The 16,382-nt window shown below is 72.2% G+C and carries 16 protein-coding genes; 9 read left to right on the forward strand and 7 right to left on the reverse strand.

Annotated elements, in window-relative coordinates; genetic code table 11:
* Positions 1–2 precede the first annotated feature (2 nt).
* From leuD to L3078_RS32295, 3 genes are all read left to right on the forward strand, one after another.
* On the forward strand, positions 3–596 hold the full coding sequence (leuD, locus tag L3078_RS32285) for a 3-isopropylmalate dehydratase small subunit (protein WP_239757456.1): 594 nt from the start codon (positions 3–5) through the stop codon (positions 594–596).
* A gap of 287 nt (positions 597–883) precedes the next feature.
* A complete protein-coding gene (locus L3078_RS32290; RefSeq protein WP_239757457.1) occupies positions 884–1,114 on the forward strand; it encodes an SCO5555 family protein in 231 nt (76 codons plus the stop codon).
* A gap of 139 nt (positions 1,115–1,253) precedes the next feature.
* On the forward strand, positions 1,254–1,907 hold the full coding sequence (locus tag L3078_RS32295) for an HU family DNA-binding protein (RefSeq protein ID WP_239757458.1): 654 nt from the start codon (positions 1,254–1,256) through the stop codon (positions 1,905–1,907).
* A gap of 76 nt (positions 1,908–1,983) precedes the next feature.
* Here L3078_RS32295 and L3078_RS32300 read toward each other — a convergent pair whose 3' ends face one another.
* Both L3078_RS32300 and cofC read right to left on the reverse strand, forming a co-directional pair.
* Positions 1,984–2,187, reverse strand: a complete 204-nt coding sequence (locus L3078_RS32300; RefSeq protein WP_239757459.1) for a hypothetical protein — start codon at positions 2,185–2,187, stop codon at positions 1,984–1,986.
* Between the two features lie 9 nt (positions 2,188–2,196).
* A complete protein-coding gene (cofC, locus tag L3078_RS32305) occupies positions 2,197–2,847 on the reverse strand; it encodes a 2-phospho-L-lactate guanylyltransferase (RefSeq protein ID WP_239757460.1) in 651 nt (216 codons plus the stop codon).
* Positions 2,848–3,012: 165 nt separating this feature from the next.
* On the opposite strand from cofC, the gene L3078_RS32310 reads away from it, so the two are divergent.
* The 3 genes from L3078_RS32310 to L3078_RS32320 are packed head-to-tail and all read left to right on the forward strand — an operon-like array spanning position 3,013 to position 6,052.
* Positions 3,013–3,828: a lysophospholipid acyltransferase family protein gene (locus L3078_RS32310; protein ID WP_239757461.1), complete on the forward strand. Its 816-nt coding sequence runs from the start codon at positions 3,013–3,015 to the stop codon at positions 3,826–3,828.
* Positions 3,825–4,835 (forward strand): NAD(P)H-dependent glycerol-3-phosphate dehydrogenase, encoded by a 1,011-nt coding sequence (locus L3078_RS32315; RefSeq protein ID WP_239757462.1) that lies wholly within the window; start codon positions 3,825–3,827, stop codon positions 4,833–4,835. The genes L3078_RS32310 and L3078_RS32315 overlap by 4 nt, the downstream gene beginning before the upstream one ends.
* A 59-nt stretch (positions 4,836–4,894) precedes the next feature.
* Positions 4,895–6,052 (forward strand): D-alanine--D-alanine ligase family protein, encoded by a 1,158-nt coding sequence (locus L3078_RS32320; RefSeq protein WP_239757463.1) that lies wholly within the window; start codon positions 4,895–4,897, stop codon positions 6,050–6,052.
* Between the two features lie 105 nt (positions 6,053–6,157).
* On the opposite strand, the gene L3078_RS32325 is transcribed toward L3078_RS32320, so the two are convergent.
* Positions 6,158–6,679, reverse strand: coding sequence for a DUF3515 domain-containing protein (locus tag L3078_RS32325; protein WP_239757464.1), 522 nt, complete (start codon positions 6,677–6,679; stop codon positions 6,158–6,160).
* Between the two features lie 20 nt (positions 6,680–6,699).
* On the reverse strand, positions 6,700–6,933 hold the full coding sequence (locus tag L3078_RS32330; RefSeq protein WP_033526900.1) for an Lrp/AsnC family transcriptional regulator: 234 nt from the start codon (positions 6,931–6,933) through the stop codon (positions 6,700–6,702).
* Between the two features lie 227 nt (positions 6,934–7,160).
* On the opposite strand from L3078_RS32330, the gene L3078_RS32335 reads away from it, so the two are divergent.
* Positions 7,161–8,126, forward strand: a complete 966-nt coding sequence (locus tag L3078_RS32335; RefSeq protein ID WP_239757465.1) for a thiamine-phosphate kinase — start codon at positions 7,161–7,163, stop codon at positions 8,124–8,126.
* Positions 8,123–8,944, forward strand: coding sequence for a bifunctional hydroxymethylpyrimidine kinase/phosphomethylpyrimidine kinase (gene thiD, locus L3078_RS32340; protein WP_239757466.1), 822 nt, complete (start codon positions 8,123–8,125; stop codon positions 8,942–8,944). The genes L3078_RS32335 and thiD overlap by 4 nt, the downstream gene beginning before the upstream one ends.
* A gap of 94 nt (positions 8,945–9,038) precedes the next feature.
* On the opposite strand, the gene rpmB is transcribed toward thiD, so the two are convergent.
* Positions 9,039–9,224, reverse strand: a complete 186-nt coding sequence (rpmB, locus tag L3078_RS32345; protein ID WP_003993230.1) for a 50S ribosomal protein L28 — start codon at positions 9,222–9,224, stop codon at positions 9,039–9,041.
* 257 nt (positions 9,225–9,481) lie between these two features.
* Between rpmB and L3078_RS32350 the strand changes: the two genes are divergently transcribed.
* A complete protein-coding gene (locus L3078_RS32350) occupies positions 9,482–11,221 on the forward strand; it encodes a DAK2 domain-containing protein (RefSeq protein WP_239757467.1) in 1,740 nt (579 codons plus the stop codon).
* A 167-nt stretch (positions 11,222–11,388) separates the two neighbouring features.
* Here the strand turns inward: L3078_RS32350 and L3078_RS32355 are convergent, their stop codons facing one another.
* Both L3078_RS32355 and L3078_RS32360 read right to left on the reverse strand, forming a co-directional pair.
* Positions 11,389–14,328 (reverse strand): tetratricopeptide repeat protein, encoded by a 2,940-nt coding sequence (locus L3078_RS32355; protein WP_239760543.1) that lies wholly within the window; start codon positions 14,326–14,328, stop codon positions 11,389–11,391.
* Between the two features lie 17 nt (positions 14,329–14,345).
* On the reverse strand, positions 14,346–16,241 hold the full coding sequence (locus tag L3078_RS32360; protein ID WP_239757468.1) for an HSP90 family protein: 1,896 nt from the start codon (positions 16,239–16,241) through the stop codon (positions 14,346–14,348).
* Positions 16,242–16,382 lie beyond the last annotated feature (141 nt).

Below are 16,382 nucleotides of genomic sequence, written 5' to 3' on the forward strand. Positions count from 1 at the left end.
CCATGGAAGCATTCACCACGCACACCGGCCGGGCCGTCCCGCTGCGCCGCAGCAACGTCGACACCGACCAGATCATCCCCGCCCACTGGCTCAAGAAGGTGACCAGGGACGGCTTCGAGGACGGGCTGTTCGAGGCCTGGCGCAAGGACGAGACCTTCATCCTCAACCAGCCCGAGCGCAAGGGTGCCACCGTCCTGGTCGCCGGCCCCGACTTCGGCACCGGATCCTCCCGTGAGCACGCGGTGTGGGCGCTGCAGAACTACGGCTTCAAGGCCGTCATCTCCTCCCGCTTCGCCGACATCTTCCGCGGCAACTCGCTCAAGAACGGCCTGCTCACGGTCGTCCTGGAGCAGAAGATCGTGGACGCGCTCCAGCAGCTCACGGAGAACGACCCCGAGGCCGAGATCACCGTCGACCTCCAGGCCCGCGAGGTGCGCGCCGAGGGCATCACCGCCTCCTTCGAGCTGGACGAGAACTCCCGCTGGCGGCTGCTGAACGGCCTCGACGACATCTCCATCACCCTCCAGAACGAGGCCGACATCGCCGCGTACGAGGCCAAGCGCCCCTCGTACAAGCCGAGGACGCTGAAGGTCTGATCCGTCGGCGCGGACCCCCTCTCGGGCGGTCCGCGCAAGGCGGATTCCAGCCACCGCGACACCCCCAGGTACCCCCAATCGTGCACGGTTGGGGGTACCTCCATGTCCGGGTCCGGGCACCTTCGAAGTCATGTGCAGAAAGGTTTCAACTCCCCTAGTTACAAAGGTGATTGCCGGGGTACGCGCATCATGGTGTGGCATCTGCCCGGGGTGCTCCCAGGGCCCCGGGGAGACGGCAGTTGCCCCCTGCGCAGGCGACAACTCGCCCCAGATGGCACAATCTGTGCATGGAACACGACGGCCAACTCGAGCTCTATGCGGCGGTCGCGGGCCAACTCAAGGAAGCGCACGCAAGGGTGCGCGCACTGCAAGTCCCGGAGGGCGTACGCATGGCGCTGACCCGGAAGCTGCTGGTCATTACGGCCGTGGCCAAGCACGATCTCGCCGACGCGGCAAGGCGGCTGGAGAGCTTCACGACGGACCTCGACGAGGGGCGAATGCCCGCAGAGGAACGCTGAAGGAACTCCATGACCGTCCGAGTTCGTTGCGGCACAAGGGTGATAAGCCCGTTTCGTGTTTGATTTGCGGTATATATCTGCCTAACGTGCGAAAAAGCTTGAACACTATCGTTCGGGCGATGTCTCCGAAGGGGAAGACGTGAACAAGGCGCAGCTCGTAGAAGCGATTGCGGACAAGGTCGGCGGGCGTCAGCAGGCCGCCGACGCGGTCGACGCCGTTCTGGACGCCATCGTCCGCGCGGTCGTCGGCGGGGACCGGGTGTCGGTCACCGGCTTCGGTTCGTTCGAGAAGGTCGACCGGCCGGCCCGTTACGCCCGCAACCCGCAGACGGGTGAGCGGGTTCGGGTCAAGAAGACCTCCGTACCGAGGTTCCGCGCGGGCCAGGGTTTCAAGGACCTGGTGAGCGGCTCGAAGAAGCTTCCCCGTGGTGGCGAGGTCGCGGTCAAGAAGGCGCCCAAGGGCAGCCTGAGCGGTGGCGCTTCGGCGACGGTCAAGAAGGCGGCGGCGAAGAAGACCACCGCGAAGAAGACGACCGCCCGCAAGACCACGGCCGCCGCCAAGAAGACGACGGCCGCCGCGAAGAAGACCACGGCGAAGAAGACGACCGCGAAGAAGGCCACGACCAAGTCCGCGGCGGCGAAGAAGACGACCGCCAAGAAGACGACGGCGACGGCGAAGAAGACCGCGGCGAAGAAGGCCCCGGCCAAGAAGGCCACCGCCAAGCGGGCCCCGGCCGCGAAGTCGACGGCTCGCAAGACGACCGCGAAGAAGACGGCCGCGCGTCAGGCTTAGAACGCCGGGTACTCACACGCACCGGGCCGGGCTCCCTGTTACTTGGAGCCCGGCCCGCGGCGTGTTGAGAGTTCGTTCAGAACGTCTGCAGGGTGATCAGCGTGATGCGCAGGGCCTCGCCCTCGCCGTCCGTCTCGATCCTCACGCGCTGGCCCGGGCGCAGCAGGCGCAGGGCGCCCGCGTCGAAGGCCGGGGCGTCGAAGGGGAGCGGGGTGCCGTCGTCGAGGAGGACCTGGCCGGTGCGGGTGGCGGGGTCGTAGGTGTACGCGGTGGCCTGCATGGCCGCAGCCTACTGGCCGGGGATCAGCAGGCGCGCGGCCGCCGCGGCCGTACGGGGGCCGACCCCGAGGCCGAGGGCGGCGCGCAGGTCGTCCCCGGTGTCGACGTCCTGGCGTACGGAGTCGACGCCGGTGAGAGCGAGCTCCGCGGCGCCGGAGTCGCGGTGGCGTCGGCGGGAGTCGGGGCCGAAGACGGGGGAGAGGTCATGACCGGGGCTCGCGGCGAGCAGCGTCGTACCGGTGCCGGCCGCGTCGGGGAGGAAAGAGCGGGGGAATTCGGCGGCCGCGTCCAGTACGCGGGTCAATTCCCCGGGCCGCAGAGCGGGCAGGTCCGCGTTCAGGGCTGCCACGGGGCTTTGCGGGCGTACATCGCGTACGACGGCCGCCGCGTGCCGCAGAGCGGCGTTCAGGCCGTCCTGGGAGCCCTCGCGGGCATCCTCGGGGACGGTGCGGGCGCCCAGGGCCGCCAGCTCGCGCGAGGCGAGCGGGTCGTCCGTGACCACCACCACACCCCGGACCGCCGCGGCGGCCAGGGCCGCGGCCACCGTGTCCTGCGCGAAGGCGAGGGCCAGACCGGGGCGCACCCCGTCGTGGGCGGTGTCCGAGAGCCTGCTCTTGGCCCGCGCCAGGGGCTTCAGGGGTACGACCAGGGTCCACTGCACGGGTGTTCCGTCCCTCTCTTGTCGCGGCCATTGTCACCTGGGCGCAATGGACGGCCGCAGGGCGGGGCGTACGGTGTTCTCGACAGACCGGCAGCCCGGGGCGACACTTGTGCGGCTCCGGGCCCCCGGAACAGGCCCTGGGAAGTCCTAGAGGAAGGTGTCCGCGTGCCCCGCCGGAGAATCGGCTTCTGGTACCGCCTCGCCGCGGTGATCGCCAAACCACCCCTGGTGGTGCTGATCAAGCGGGACTGGCGTGGAATGGAGAACATTCCGGCCGAGGGTGGATTTATCACTGCCGTGAACCACAATTCGCATGTCGATCCCTTTGCGTACGCCCATTATCAGTACAACAGCGGCCGGGTTCCGCGATTTCTCGCGAAGAGCGGTCTCTTCGGCAAGGGATTCGTCGGCGCCGTCATGCGCGGCACCGGCCAGATCCCCGTCTATCGCGAGAGCACCGACGCGCTGAGCGCCTTCCGGGCCGCGATCGACGCCGTGGAGCGCGGCGAGTGCGTCGCCTTCTACCCCGAGGGCACCCTCACCCGCGACCCGGACGGCTGGCCCATGACCGGCAAGACCGGTGCCGCGCGGGTCGCCCTGCAGACCAGGTGCCCGGTGATCCCGGTCGCGCAGTGGGGCGCCAACGAACTCCTGCCGCCGTACGCCAAGAAGCCCCACCTCCTGCCGCGCAAGACCCATCACGTCCTCGCGGGCCCGCCCGTCGACCTCTCCCGCTTCTACGGCCGGGAGATGAGCCCCGACCTGCTGAAGGACGCGACGGAGGTCATCATGGCCGCCATCACCCGCCAGCTGGAGGAGATCCGCGGCGAGAAGGCCCCCGCGACGCCGTACGACCCCAAGCGGGAGCGGATCGAGCAGCGGCGCAGGAACGCCCGGGCCGTCCTCGACAATGGGAAGCGGCAACAGCACAGCACGGTCCAGCGGGCCCAGGAACATCAGGAAGAGGGGCAGGGCAAGTGAGCAAGCCGGTCAAGGCGGCCGTGTTCAGCGCCGGTTCATGGGGAACGGCCTTCGGTACGGTGCTCGCCGACGCCGGGTGCGAGGTCACCTTGTGGGCGCGCCGCCCGGAGGTCGCGGAGGCGATCAACTCCACTCGGACCAACAGCGACTACCTGCCGGGCCTGGAACTCCCGCAGAACGTGCGGGCCACCACCGACCCGGCCGAGGCCGCCGCCGACGCCGATTTCACCGTCCTGTCCGTCCCGTCCCAGACCTTGCGCGCCAACCTCGCCGCGTGGGTGCCCCTGCTGGCCCCCGGCACCGTCCTCGTCTCGCTGATGAAAGGCGTCGAACTCGGTTCCGCCATGCGGATGAGCGAGGTGATCGAGGATGTCGCCAAGGTGGGTCAGGAGCGCGTCGCCGTCGTCTCCGGGCCCAACCTGGCACGGGAGATCGCCTCCCGCATGCCGGCCGCCTCCGTGGTCGCCTGCACCGACGAGGCGGTCGCCCAGAAGCTCCAGACCGCCTGCCACACGCCGTACTTCCGCCCGTACACCAACACCGACGTCGTCGGCTGCGAGCTGGGCGGCGCGGTGAAGAACGTCATCGGGCTCGCCGTCGGCATCGCGGACGGCATGGGCCTCGGCGACAACGCCAAGGGATCGCTCATCACCCGCGGTCTCGCGGAGACGACCCGGCTCGGTCTCGCGATGGGCGCCGACCCGCTCACGTTCTCCGGACTCGCGGGCCTCGGCGACCTCGTGGCGACCTGTTCCTCGCCGCTCTCCCGCAACCACACCTTCGGCACCAACCTCGGCAAGGGCATGACCCTGCAGGAGACCATCGCGGTCACCAAGCAGACCGCCGAGGGCGTCAAGTCCTGTGAGTCCGTACTGGACTTGGCCCGTCGGCACGGCGTCGACATGCCCATCACCGAGACCGTCGTCGACATCGTCCACGACGGCAAGCCGCCGGTCGTGGCGCTCAAGGAGATGATGTCGCGCAGCGCCAAGCCGGAGCGACGCTGAGCGAAAGCGACCGTTCGGGCACTGACTCGCGCCCTACCACCGGGTACTCTCGTCGCGATATGAGCAGCGAGAACCTCCCCCAGAGCCCTGAGCAGCCGTCCCGCAAGCCGCGCGTGGCCGTCGTCTTCGGCGGCCGCAGCTCGGAACACGGGATCTCCGTGGTCACGGCCGGCGCCGTACTGCGTGCCATCGACCGGACGAAGTACGACGTCCTGCCGATCGGCATCACGCGGGACGGCCGTTGGGCGCTCACCGCCGACGAACCGGAGCGGATGGCGATCACCGACCGCCGTACGCCGACCGTCGACGAACTCGCCGAGTCCCGGGAGGGCGGCGTGATCCTGCCCGTCGACCCCGCCAACCGCGAAGTCGTCTACAGCGAGCCCGGTTCGGTGCCCAAGGCCCTCGGCGAGGTCGACGTCGTCTTTCCCGTCCTGCACGGCCCGTACGGCGAGGACGGCACCCTCCAGGGCCTCCTGGAGCTCTCCGGCGTCCCGTACGTCGGCTCGGGTGTCCTCGCCTCGGCCGTCGGCCAGGACAAGGAGTACATGAAGCGGGTGTTCACCTCGTTCGGGCTCAAGGTCGGCCCGTACGTGGTGATCCGGCCGCGCGAGTGGCAGCTCGACGAGTCCGCCGCCCGCAAGAAGATCATCGACTTCGCCGGTGAGCACGGCTGGCCCCTCTTCGTGAAGCCCGCCCGCGCGGGCTCCTCCATCGGCATCACCAAGGTCGACGACCTCGACGGCCTCGACGAGGCGATCGCCGAGGCCCAGCGCCACGACCCGAAGATCCTGGTTGAGGCGGCGCTGCGCGGCCGGGAGATCGAGTGCGGCGTCCTGGAGTTCGAGGACGGCCCGCGCGCCTCCGTCCCCGCCGAGATCCCGCCGCCCGAGGCGCACGCGTACTACGACTTCGAGGCCAAGTACATCGACTCGACGCCCGGCATCGTCCCGGCCCCGCTGACCCCGGAGGAGACCGCCGAGGTCCAGCGGCTCGCGGTCGACGCCTTCGAGGCGGCCTCCTGCGAGGGCCTGGTCCGCGCCGACTTCTTCCTCACGGAGGACGGCGACTTCGTCATCAACGAGATCAACACGCTTCCCGGCTTCACGCCGATCTCGATGTACCCGGCGATGTGGAAGGCGAGCGGCGTCGAGTACGGCGAGCTGGTGGACCGCCTGATCCAGGCCGCCCTGCACCGCTCGACGGGCCTGCGCTGAGACGCCTTCGGAATGGGGCGCAGCCCCTTTCCGAGGGGCGCGGGGAACTGCGCGACCAGCCACGATCCGACGCGCAGTCTCCTGACGGCCTCCTGAGGCAACCCCTCAGGAGGCGACCCCTTCGGGAACCGCCTTCTTGATGGCAGGCGCCAGCCCGACGAGGATCGGCGAAGTATCCTCCGCGGCCCGCTCGGCCGTCACGGACACCTCCACGTACACGGACCGATTGGCGGTCGTGAAGCGGTAAGCGCCCCCGTCCCGCTTCTCCATCAGCCAGTCCACCCCGTCGACGGCCCCGGCCACCGCGTCGGCGTCCCGCCCCTCCGCCACCCCGGGGTCGACCATCTTGGGCGGCTGGGGCACCCCGCAGCGCAGTATGATCACCGCGTCGCCCCAGCCCGCCGTCAGCGACGACGCGGGCTGAGGATCCCGGCGGTCGAGACCGTCCACCTTCCGCGGCAGCACCTCGTCCAGGTTCCGGCACAGTTTCGCGGCGGCGGCCCCCGGGCTGGGAACCGCCGCCGAGCCGCTGTCGTCTGCTGAGGAGCAGCCCGCGACGGCGATCAACGCAACGGCCAGGACGGGCAGCCCGAGACGAGCGTGGCGCCGGTGACGGAACGAGTTCACCGGGCAAGGGTAGACGGGGGCTACAGGTGAACGACCGGGCAGGTCAGGGTGCGGGTGATCCCGTCCACTTGCTGGACCTTCGCGACCACCAGCCGGCCGAGGTCGTCGACGGTGTCGGCCTGGGCGCGCACGATGACGTCGTACGGGCCCGTCACGTCCTCGGCCTGGATGACCCCAGGGAGCTTGCTGATCGTGTCGGCGACGGTCGACGCTTTGCCGACCTCCGTCTGGATCAGGATGTACGCCTGTACCACGGAACCTCCAGGGCGGCCACGAGGATCATGTGGATCATGTCGGGAAAAGGAACGCCACGGTATCGCGTCGCCGAGCACCAGGGGGAGACCCCCGGAGGCCGCGCCGCACGCACCGGGGTGCGGGGGCGACGGAAGTTGACGGTCCACTCGACCGTACCGAGGACGACAACGGCCCGCGACCGGGCGCGAGTGACACTGGAAGCGGCACGAGAAGGGGCGATACGACGATGAAGGGCACCGTGGGAGAGCTGGGGGAGTTCGGGCTCATCAGGGAGCTCACCTCCCGGCTCACCACCACCCCGGCGGTCCGGGTCGGCCCCGGCGACGACGCCGCCGTGGTGGCGGCGCCGGACCGCAGGGTCGTGGCGAGCACCGACCTCCTCCTGGAGGGGCGGCACTTCCGGCGCGACTGGTCCACGGCGTACGACGTGGGACGCAAGGCCGCCGCGCAGAACCTCGCGGACATCGCCGCCATGGGTGCCGTGCCCACCGCGCTGCTGCTCGGCCTGGTCGCGCCCGTCGACCTGCCGGTGACCTGGGCCACCGAGCTGATGGACGGCCTGCGCGACGAGTGCCAGGTCGCCGGCGCGTCCGTGGTCGGCGGTGACGTCGTCCGCGGCGACACCATCATGATCTCGATCACCGCACTCGGCGATCTGCGCAACCACGAGCCCGTGACCAGGGGCGGAGCCCAGCCCGGGGACGTCGTGGCCGTCACCGGCTGGCTCGGCTGGTCCGCAGCCGGGCACGCGGTGCTCTCCCGGGGCTTCCGCTCGCCGCGCGCCTTCGTGGAGGCCCACCGGCGCCCCGAGCCGCCGTACCACGCGGGCCCGGCGGCGGCCTCCCTCGGCGCGACCGCGATGTGCGACGTCAGCGACGGGCTGATCGCGGACCTGGGGCACATCGCCGAGGCGAGCAAATGCCGGATCGACATCCGCTCCGGCGCGATCGACATCCCCACCCAGATGCACGACATCGGTCAGGCCGTCGGCGTCGACCCCCTCCAGTGGGTGCTTACCGGGGGTGAGGACCACGCGATCGTCGCCACCTTCCCGCAGGACGTGAAGCTGCCCGCGCGCTGGAAGGTGATCGGCGAGGTCCTCAACCCCTCCGCCTTGCCGCAGGTCACCGTGGACGGGGCGCCCTGGACCAGCAAGGGCGGCTGGGACCACTTCGGGGACATCGAGTCATGAGCCCGGCGACCGGCGGGGCGCCGCCGCGGGTCCTCACCGTGGCCGGGTCCGACTCCGGAGGCGGGGCCGGGATCCAGGCCGACCTGAAGACGATGCTCGCGCTCGGGGTGCACGGCATGAGCGTCGTCACGGCCGTCACCGCGCAGAACTCCCTCGGTGTGCAGGGGGCTTGGGAGCTTCCGGTGGAGGCGGTGCGCGCCCAGTACCGCAGTGTCGTCGACGACATCGGCGTCCAGGCGGTCAAGACCGGCATGCTCGCCTCCGCCGAACTCGTCGAGGCCGTCGCCGAGTTGCTCGCCGCCACGGACGCGCCGGTCGTCGTCGACCCGGTCGGCGTCTCCAAGCACGGAGACCCGCTGCTGGCCGCCTCCGCCCTCGACTCCGTACGGACGCGACTGCTGCCGGTGGCCACCGTGGCGACGCCGAACCTCGACGAGGTGACCCAACTCACCGGTGTCCGGGTCGAATCGGAGACCGGGATGCGGGAGGCGGCCGCCGCCGTGCTGGCGTACGGGCCGCGCTGGGCCCTGATCAAGGGCGGCCATCTCCCCGGGGAAGCCGTAGATCTGCTCACCGACGGCTCCGAGGAGCATTGGCTGAGGGCCCCCAGGTATGACAACCGGCACACCCACGGCACGGGCTGCACCCTCGCCTCCGCGATCGCCTCGCACCTCGCCCGGGGACGGACCGTCCCGGAGGCCGTGGCCGCCGCCAAGGAGTACGTCACCGGGGCGATCGCCGCCGGGTTCGCGCTCGGCGGGGGGATCGGACCCGTGGACCATGGCTGGGCCCTCGGGCGAGGTGCTCGGCCGGTTTGATCCGCGGTGTGTCAGGGACGGCAAAAAGCCGGTCCACTCCAGGTGGACCGGCTCTATGCAGCGAACCAGCAGTGGCCGCGCGCTTAGCTGTGCGTCAGCGCGAGACCTTGCCGGCCTTGATGCACGAGGTGCAAGCGTTCACGCGCTTCGGCGTCCCGCCCACCACGGTACGGACGCGCTGGATGTTCGGGTTCCAGCGACGGGACGTACGGCGGTGCGAGTGCGAGATGTTGTTGCCGAAGCCCGGCCCCTTGCCGCAGACGTCGCAGTTGGCAGCCACGGGTCACTCCAAAGACTTCAGATGCACTTACGGTGGATCCCGGCAGGCCGGGATCGAGATCGCAGGATCAGAGATCTGAGTGGCGTTGCCAGGGGATTTGGCCCGATCTGGATCGGGCAACCGGAGCAGCATACAACGACTGCGCCAGTACAACGAAACTACCATGGCTGCTCAGCAGCCCTGCCCCGCCCCCTTCCGGTGGACACCCCTCCAAGGTCTACTCTGCGTCCCAGTCCCAGCAGCTCAAGGAGGCGCAGGTGCCGCAGGTGCCGCAGACATTCTTCGATGCTCTCGCGGTGCGCACCTGGTGCGGACTCGCGCTGGCGGCACTGGGACGCGCGCGCGAGGAGATCGACTCCATCAACGTGTACCCGGTGGCCGACGGCGACACCGGCACCAACCTCTACCTGACGATGGAGTCGGCCGCGGCGGCGGTCGAGGCGGTGTTCGCCGGCCATGCGACGGCGGGCCCGTCCGTCGGTGCGGGCCCGTCCGCCGGAACGGGGCAGCCCCTCGGTGCGGGGCAGCCCACGCTCGCCGAGGCCGCGCGGGCCATGGCGCACGGCGCGCTGATCGGCGCCCGGGGGAACTCCGGGACGATCCTCGCCCAGCTCCTGCGCGGCATGGCCCAGGTCCTCGCCGACGACGGGGAGGCACCCCGCACCGACGGCCGGGGGCTGCGGCTCGCCCTGCGGCACGCCGCCGACTCCGCCCGTGACGCCGTCGCGCACCCCGTCGAAGGCACCGTCCTCACGGTCGCCTCCGCCGCCGCAGACGCGGCCGGCGACGCCGAGGACGACTGCGGGACCGTCGCCCGTGCGGCCTACGAGGGCGCCGGCCGGGCCCTGGCGGCGACCCCCGCCCAGCTGGCCGCCCTGGCTCGCGCCGGCGTCGTGGACGCCGGCGGACGAGGGCTGGTGGCGGTGCTGGCGGCGCTGGTGGAGACGTTCACGGGAGAGACACCGAGGACGGTGGCCGTTCCCGCCGTGCACACGCGCGTGGCCGTCGCCGAGGCCGTCGGCGAGGCCGCGGCGGAGGTGTGCGACGGGGACGACCGGCCGGAAGCGGGCGGCCCGGCCTTCGAGGTGATCTACCTCCTGGAGGCGGACGACACCGCGGTGGCCCGCCTGCGCGGGCGCCTGGACGAACTCGGGGACTCCCTCGTCGTGGTCGGTGGGGACGGCCTGTGGAACGTCCATGTGCACGTCGACGACGCGGGCGCCGCCGTGGAGGCCGGGGTCGAGGCCGGGCGGCCGTACCGGATCCGGATCACCCACTTCGGGGCGGAGGACGCCCATATGACCGGTGAGGCCGGGCGGCAGCCGCGCGAGCGTGCCGGGCGGGCCGTCGTGGCCGTCGTGCCGGGGGAGGGGCTGGCCGGGCTCTACGCCGAGGCCGGCGCGACCACGGTGCTGGCCCGGCCCGGGGAGCCGCCCGCCAGCGGGGAGCTCGTGGAGGCCGTACGGCGTGCGCACGCGCGCGAGGTGGTACTGCTGCCCAACGACGCGGATCTGCGGCACACGGCGGCGGCCGCCGCCGAGCAGGCCCGCGCCGAGGGCGTCCGGGTCGCCCTCATCCCCACCCGCTCCGCCGTCCAGGGCATCGCCGCCCTCGCCGTGCACGAACCCGAACGCCGCTTCGACGAGGACGTCGTCTCGATGACCTCCGCCGCCGGTGCCACCCGGTACGCCGAGGTCGTCATCGCCGAGCGCCAGTCCTGGACCATGGCCGGCATCTGTCAGGCCGGCGACGTCCTGGGGCTCGTCGACGGGGACGTCGCCGTCATCGGGACGGATGTCACGGCGACCGCGGCGGCGGTGGTCGACCGGATGCTGGCGGCCGGCGGCGAGATGGTCACGCTGGTGCTGGGGGACGGTGCTCCCGCGGATGTCGTGGAGCACGTGGAGAACCGGGTGCGGGAGGGGTATCTGGCGGTGGACACGGTGGTGTATCGGGGGGGCCGTCAGGGGGCGTTGTTGCTGATCGGCGTGGAGTAGGGATTTTCCGCGCCCCGATGAAATGGCCGCAGGCCTTTCAGGGGCGCGGGGAACTGCGCGAGAAGCCCCACCGGGCGGACGGCGGGGTCGAAGGGGCGCAGCCCCTGGGACGGGACGGGTAGGGGCGGCGGGGGCGCAGCAACCCGGGGTGCGCCCTGCCGCGTCGCTCAGCCCCGCCCCGCCGCCTCCAACAACCGCTCCGCCTCCCCCCGCCGAGCCACCACCGTCTCGTCGCCGTCACCCCCGTCGGCGAACACGGCCAGCACACCCCGCGCCCGCTCGGCAGCCGCCGCACCCCGCCGGAGGTCCACCTCCAACCACCCCGCCGCCAACTCCGCGGCGGTCCGCGCGTCCAGGAAGTCCGGCCCCAGCGACCCGTACACCGACACCGCCCGCTCCACGAACCCCAGCGCCTCCTCGAACACCGGCCCGAACGAGGCGAGTTCCGCGTCCTCGGCCACCGACCGGGCGAGCAGGTCGCCGAACTGCCGGTACGTCTCGCCGAGCTCCGCGACGATCCGCCGCCGGTGCTCCTCGCCGGCGACGTCGGACAGCGCCGCCTCGCAGCCCACCACCGCGTCCCCCATCAGCTCCCGGGCCGCGTCCAGGGCCGAGGGCCCCGCTCCTTCACGGCTCTCCCGCGCCGCGTACCACGCCCGCGCCCGCAAGGCCCGCACGTACCCGTGGACGTTGCCCAGTTCGCCCCAGAGGTCGACCGCGCGCGCATACGCCCGGTCGGCGTCGGCGGGCAGCCCCGCCCGCGCGAGCGCCTCGGCGGCGAGATGGGCGAGCATGGCGTGGTCGCGCTGCTCGGGCCAGTGCCGGGCGATGTCGGCGGCCCGCAGCCACCGTTCCGCCGCCTCCCGATGCTCGCCCAGCTCGGTGTGGCAGTCGCCGAGCCACCACAGGGTCTGCGCGACCGCCCCGTCCCCGTGCGTCTCGGCCGTGAGATCCGGGAGCGCCGACTCCAGCACCTCGGCCGCCTCCGCCCACCGCCCCAGCCGCAACAGGAACCCGCCGAGCAGATGCCGGGCCCAGGCGCCGAGCGTCGGACCCTCGCCCGCCTCGTCGGCCCAGTGCGCCGCCTCCAGGGCGTGCCCGGCGGCCTCCTCGACCCGCTCCCCGGCGCCCAGCAGCTCCGCCAGCTGAAGGCGCAGCTGGGCGTGGCCCACCGGCTCCAGCTCCGTCCCGCCGTGCTCCAACGCCGCCCTGGCCGCCCGCTCTGCGGTCTCCAGATCCCCCAGGTGCTGGGCCAGCCCGGCGAGCCGCGCCTCGTACTGCACCGCGAACCACGGCAGCCCGGCCGCCACGTACCGTTCCGCGGCCTCCGCGAACAGCTCGGCGGCGGCCGCCGCGTCCCCGCCGTGCGCGGCCAGCTCCCCGAGCATCGCCCGCGCCTCCGCGGCCCGCGAGGCCAGCCGTACGTCCTCCGCGCGACGCGGCTCGACGAAGTCCGCCAGCTCCCGCACGGCGGCCTCGGCCAGGGCCACCGCGCCGGTGTCGGTGTCGTCGGCCTCGTGCATCCGCCGCAGGAGTATCCGCGCCCGCCCCACCAGCACGGACGCCGTCTGCCTCGCACCCGTCCCGCCGCTCGACCAGAGGGCGAGGATCCGCTCATACGGCTCGGAGATCAGCTCCACGGCGGCATCCACCCGGCCCGTGAGGGCGTGGACGTTCGCCCCGCGCGTGCGTGCCGCCAGTGCCTCACCGGGGTCGCCGGCCGCCTCGTACATCTCGGCCGCGCGTTCGAAGAGGGGGAGGCCCTCCGGCCCGAGGCCGATCGCCTCGTGGTCGACGATCTCCGCGCGGTCCCAGGCGTCCAGCTCCGCGCCCTCGGTGTCGGCGGCGCGTGCCACGGCGGCCCACGCTTCGACGGAACCGGGATGCAGGGACGCGGAGAGCCGCCGCGCCTCGGCGAGGAGGCCGGGCAGGCCCTCCGGGGCCGCGGTGGTCGCCATCTCCTCCACGGCGGGCTTCCGGGGCGCGGGCACCGTCACCGCGGCCCGCTGCGCCCGCACCCCCAGCGGCAGCCGGTCCAGCAGGGGGCGCTGGTCCATCCGCTCCCGCACATGGGTGCTGACGTACGCCGTGCCGTTGCGCGCGTCGAAGAGCGCGGCCAGCGAAAGGGCCTCCTCGCGCGCGTGGGAGGCCAGTTCGCCGGCGGTCCACGCGCGGCCGGCGGGACCGGGGACGGTCTGCTCGCCCAGCCCGCGCGCCGTGAGACGGTCCATCAGCAGGGCCACCACGCTCAGGAAGTCCAGCTTGCTGCGCGGGTCCCCGGAATCCGTGAAGTACGCCGGACGCTCGGCCAGCAGCTCCAGACCGCGCGCCTCGTTCCCGGTCAGGGCGCAGAACTCCACGTGGTCCGCGTACGCGCCCCGCATGCTCTCCATGGCCCGCACCAGCCGGAAACCCCGCAGATGGTGCGCGCGGGCCTCGTCCGGGCGCCCCAGGCGCAGCAGCGGCACCAGCGAGGACGCCAGGACGGTGTGCGGCTCGTGGGCGCAGGTGTACTCGCCCGCCAGGACCGGTGCCCACAGCTCCAGCGCCTCGGCGTCCTCGCGCCGCCGCGCCCGCCACCAGCCCTGCCCGTGCAGCTCGCACGCGTGACAGTCGGCCATCGTGTCCCGGTCGGTGGCCAGCCACGCCCCGTACGCCCGCTCGGCCCGCTCCAGGTCGCCGATGTGCGCGGCCACACTGAACTCGGCGCTGCGCACGGCCCGTTCCGAGTGCCCGGCGAGCCGGTAGCGGTGCTCCATCTCGCCGAGCCACTTCTCGATGGAGGCCAGCGGGATGTGCGGCTGGTTCAGCATGCCGGCCGACATCCACTTGAACACCCAGTGCAGGGAGTGGACCTCGTACTCGTCGAAGTCCTCCGGCCGTTCGTCCCACATGCGCAGCAGACGCGCGAAGGGGACGAACATCTTCGCCTTCTCGGAGCTGTAGTTGTAGACCTTCAGCTGGTGCCCGAGCGCCTCGATCACGGCGAGGGGCACGTTCAGCTTCTCGGCCTCGGCGAGCAGCCGCTCCGCGCGCGCGTTGCGCGCCGGACCCTCCGGCTGCTCGTAGTTCTCCGCCATGGCCCGACGCAGCTCGTCGAAGTCCATGGAGTCCACGACGTCACTCACCGGCGACCACCCTCCCCGAAGCCCGGACCGGACCCATGACCTGGGCCGGACCCCGGCTCGGTGTGCGTGGCCCACTCCAGCAGGCCGATGAAGGCGCGGTTCAGGAGCGCCGAGTCCGCCGGCCTGAGCGGCCGCTGGGCCATCAGCAGGGCCTGCCCGTACAGGGACTCCGTGGCCGTCCCGATCAGCTCCCGGTCGGACAGGGAACTGATCCGCCGGATCAGCGGGTTGAGATGGTTGAGCACCAGCCGCGCGCGCGGGGCGCTGCCCCGCAGTGAACCGAGGATGCCCGCCCACAGGTCGTCGGCCTGCTCCTCCGCCTCCGCACGGGCCTGCTCGTGCCGGGCGGACCGGTCGTCCAGGTGCAGCGCGGGCACCGACAGCGGATGGAAGGCCCGCAGCACCACGTCACAGCCCAGGGGGTCGAGCTTCGCCCGCGCGGCCGAGAGGAAGCCCGCCAGCGCCAGCTCGTCGTCCGGGTCCAGCACGTCCAGGTGCGCGGTCACCGTGTCGGCGTCCAGCTCGGCGACCACCGTCCCCGGACGCACCGACGGCAACGCCTCGACCAGCTCGCTGTCGTACGTGTAGCCGCCGTTGACGACCCCGACGCCCTGCGCGGACGCGATCGGCGCGACCTGCCGGTACTCCTCGACCGTCCGCGTGAAGTGCACCACCTGGTGCCGCTGCGCGAACTCCTCCAGGGACAGCCGTCCGTCGGTCGTCTCGAAGGGCAGCCACGGCAGCATCGTGCGCAGCATCTCCCTGTCGTGCCGGGCCAGCGACTTCACGCCCAGGTAGTGCACCGACAGGAAGGCCGCCAGCCGCTCCGGATCACCCGCGGCGAGCCCCGTGAGCCAGCTCCGGATCCGCTCCCCGAGCGCCTCCCGCACGGCCGCCAGCGTCTCGTCCTCGTACAGCGCCTCCCGCGACGCCGTGGGCCGCAGGCTGTCCGTGTCGAGGACGCAGCGCACGAAGAACGCCCAGTCGGGGAGCAACTGTTCGGCCCGCTCGGTGAGCAGCATGCCCTTCAGATGCACCCGGTGGCTCGCCCGCTGTGCCGGGCTGACGGCCGTCGGCAGGACGTACGCGACGCCCCGGATCCCGGCCAGCGGCACGTCCAGCTCTATGGAGTCCAGCGGCGTGAACCCGAACAGGGCGTGACAGTGCCGGGCCAGCGCCACCCGCCGGCCCGCGGGCGAGGGGTACGCCCGGTCCCAGGGCGCCGGCAGATCGGTGACCGCCTCGTCGCCCACCCGGACGTCGTACGGCAGCAGCGACCCGAAGTCCCGCGCCAGGGTCAGCACGCGCGCGGGGGAGAGCCACTCGGCCGCACCGGGCCGCGCGACCAGATGCACGGTGGTGCCCGGCTCGGGACGCGCCTCGTCGGGCAGCGTCCGCACGGTGTACGAGCCGTCGTCGGCGGCCGTCCACTCCACCGGTGGCGCGTCCGGGGTACGGGCGCTGCGGCTGACCACCCGGATGCGCTCGGCGACCACGAAACAGGCGAGCAAACCGATGCCGAACTGCCCCAGGAAGTCCGAGCGGACCTCCTGGATGCCCCCGTCGTCGCGCTTGGAGCTGCGGCCGATCGTGGCGAGGAGGTTGTGCACATCGGCCTCGGTGAGCCCGATGCCCGAGTCCTCCACCCGCAGCGTGCCGCCCTCGGCGAACAGCCGTACCCGGGCGGGCGCGTCGGACTGCTCGGCGCGGCGCGCGGTGATCGCGTCCACCGCGTTCTGCAGCAGTTCGCGCAGGTAGACCTTCGGACTGGAGTACAGGTGGTGCGAGAGCAGGTCCACCAGGCCACGCAGATCGACCTGGAACGTGTGAGGCGACTGGGATGCCTGAGGAGTCTGGGGTGCCTGGGATGACTGTGAGGTCATTGAATCCATCGTCGCAGCGCCGGTGGAGAGGGATTCTGGCGACGGCGGCGGGGTCGGGCGGTCCCGTCGGACGGTGACCGCGGACGGAGGAGGCAGGGCCCGAGTGCTGGGCCCGGGAGTGCGTCATCCTAGGCGCGAACGACCCGCCTG

It is taken from the genome of Streptomyces deccanensis (assembly GCF_022385335.1).
Classification (GTDB): Bacteria; Actinomycetota; Actinomycetes; order Streptomycetales; family Streptomycetaceae; genus Streptomyces; species Streptomyces deccanensis.

Excerpts from the sequence above, each read along its gene's own strand:
- L3078_RS32355 (WP_239760543.1), bottom strand. The coding sequence starts at position 14,328 with ATGGACTTCGACGAGCTGCGTCGGGCCATGGCGGAGAACTACGAGCAG.
- L3078_RS32320 (WP_239757463.1), top strand. The coding sequence starts at position 4,895 with ATGAGCAGCGAGAACCTCCCCCAGAGCCCTGAGCAGCCGTCCCGCAAG.
- L3078_RS32290 (WP_239757457.1), top strand. The coding sequence starts at position 884 with ATGGAACACGACGGCCAACTCGAGCTCTATGCGGCGGTCGCGGGCCAA.
- L3078_RS32335 (WP_239757465.1), top strand. The coding sequence starts at position 7,161 with ATGAAGGGCACCGTGGGAGAGCTGGGGGAGTTCGGGCTCATCAGGGAG.
- L3078_RS32300 (WP_239757459.1), bottom strand. The coding sequence starts at position 2,187 with ATGCAGGCCACCGCGTACACCTACGACCCCGCCACCCGCACCGGCCAG.
- leuD (WP_239757456.1), top strand. The coding sequence starts at position 3 with ATGGAAGCATTCACCACGCACACCGGCCGGGCCGTCCCGCTGCGCCGC.
- L3078_RS32360 (WP_239757468.1), bottom strand. The coding sequence starts at position 16,241 with ATGGATTCAATGACCTCACAGTCATCCCAGGCACCCCAGACTCCTCAG.
- thiD (WP_239757466.1), top strand. The coding sequence starts at position 8,123 with ATGAGCCCGGCGACCGGCGGGGCGCCGCCGCGGGTCCTCACCGTGGCC.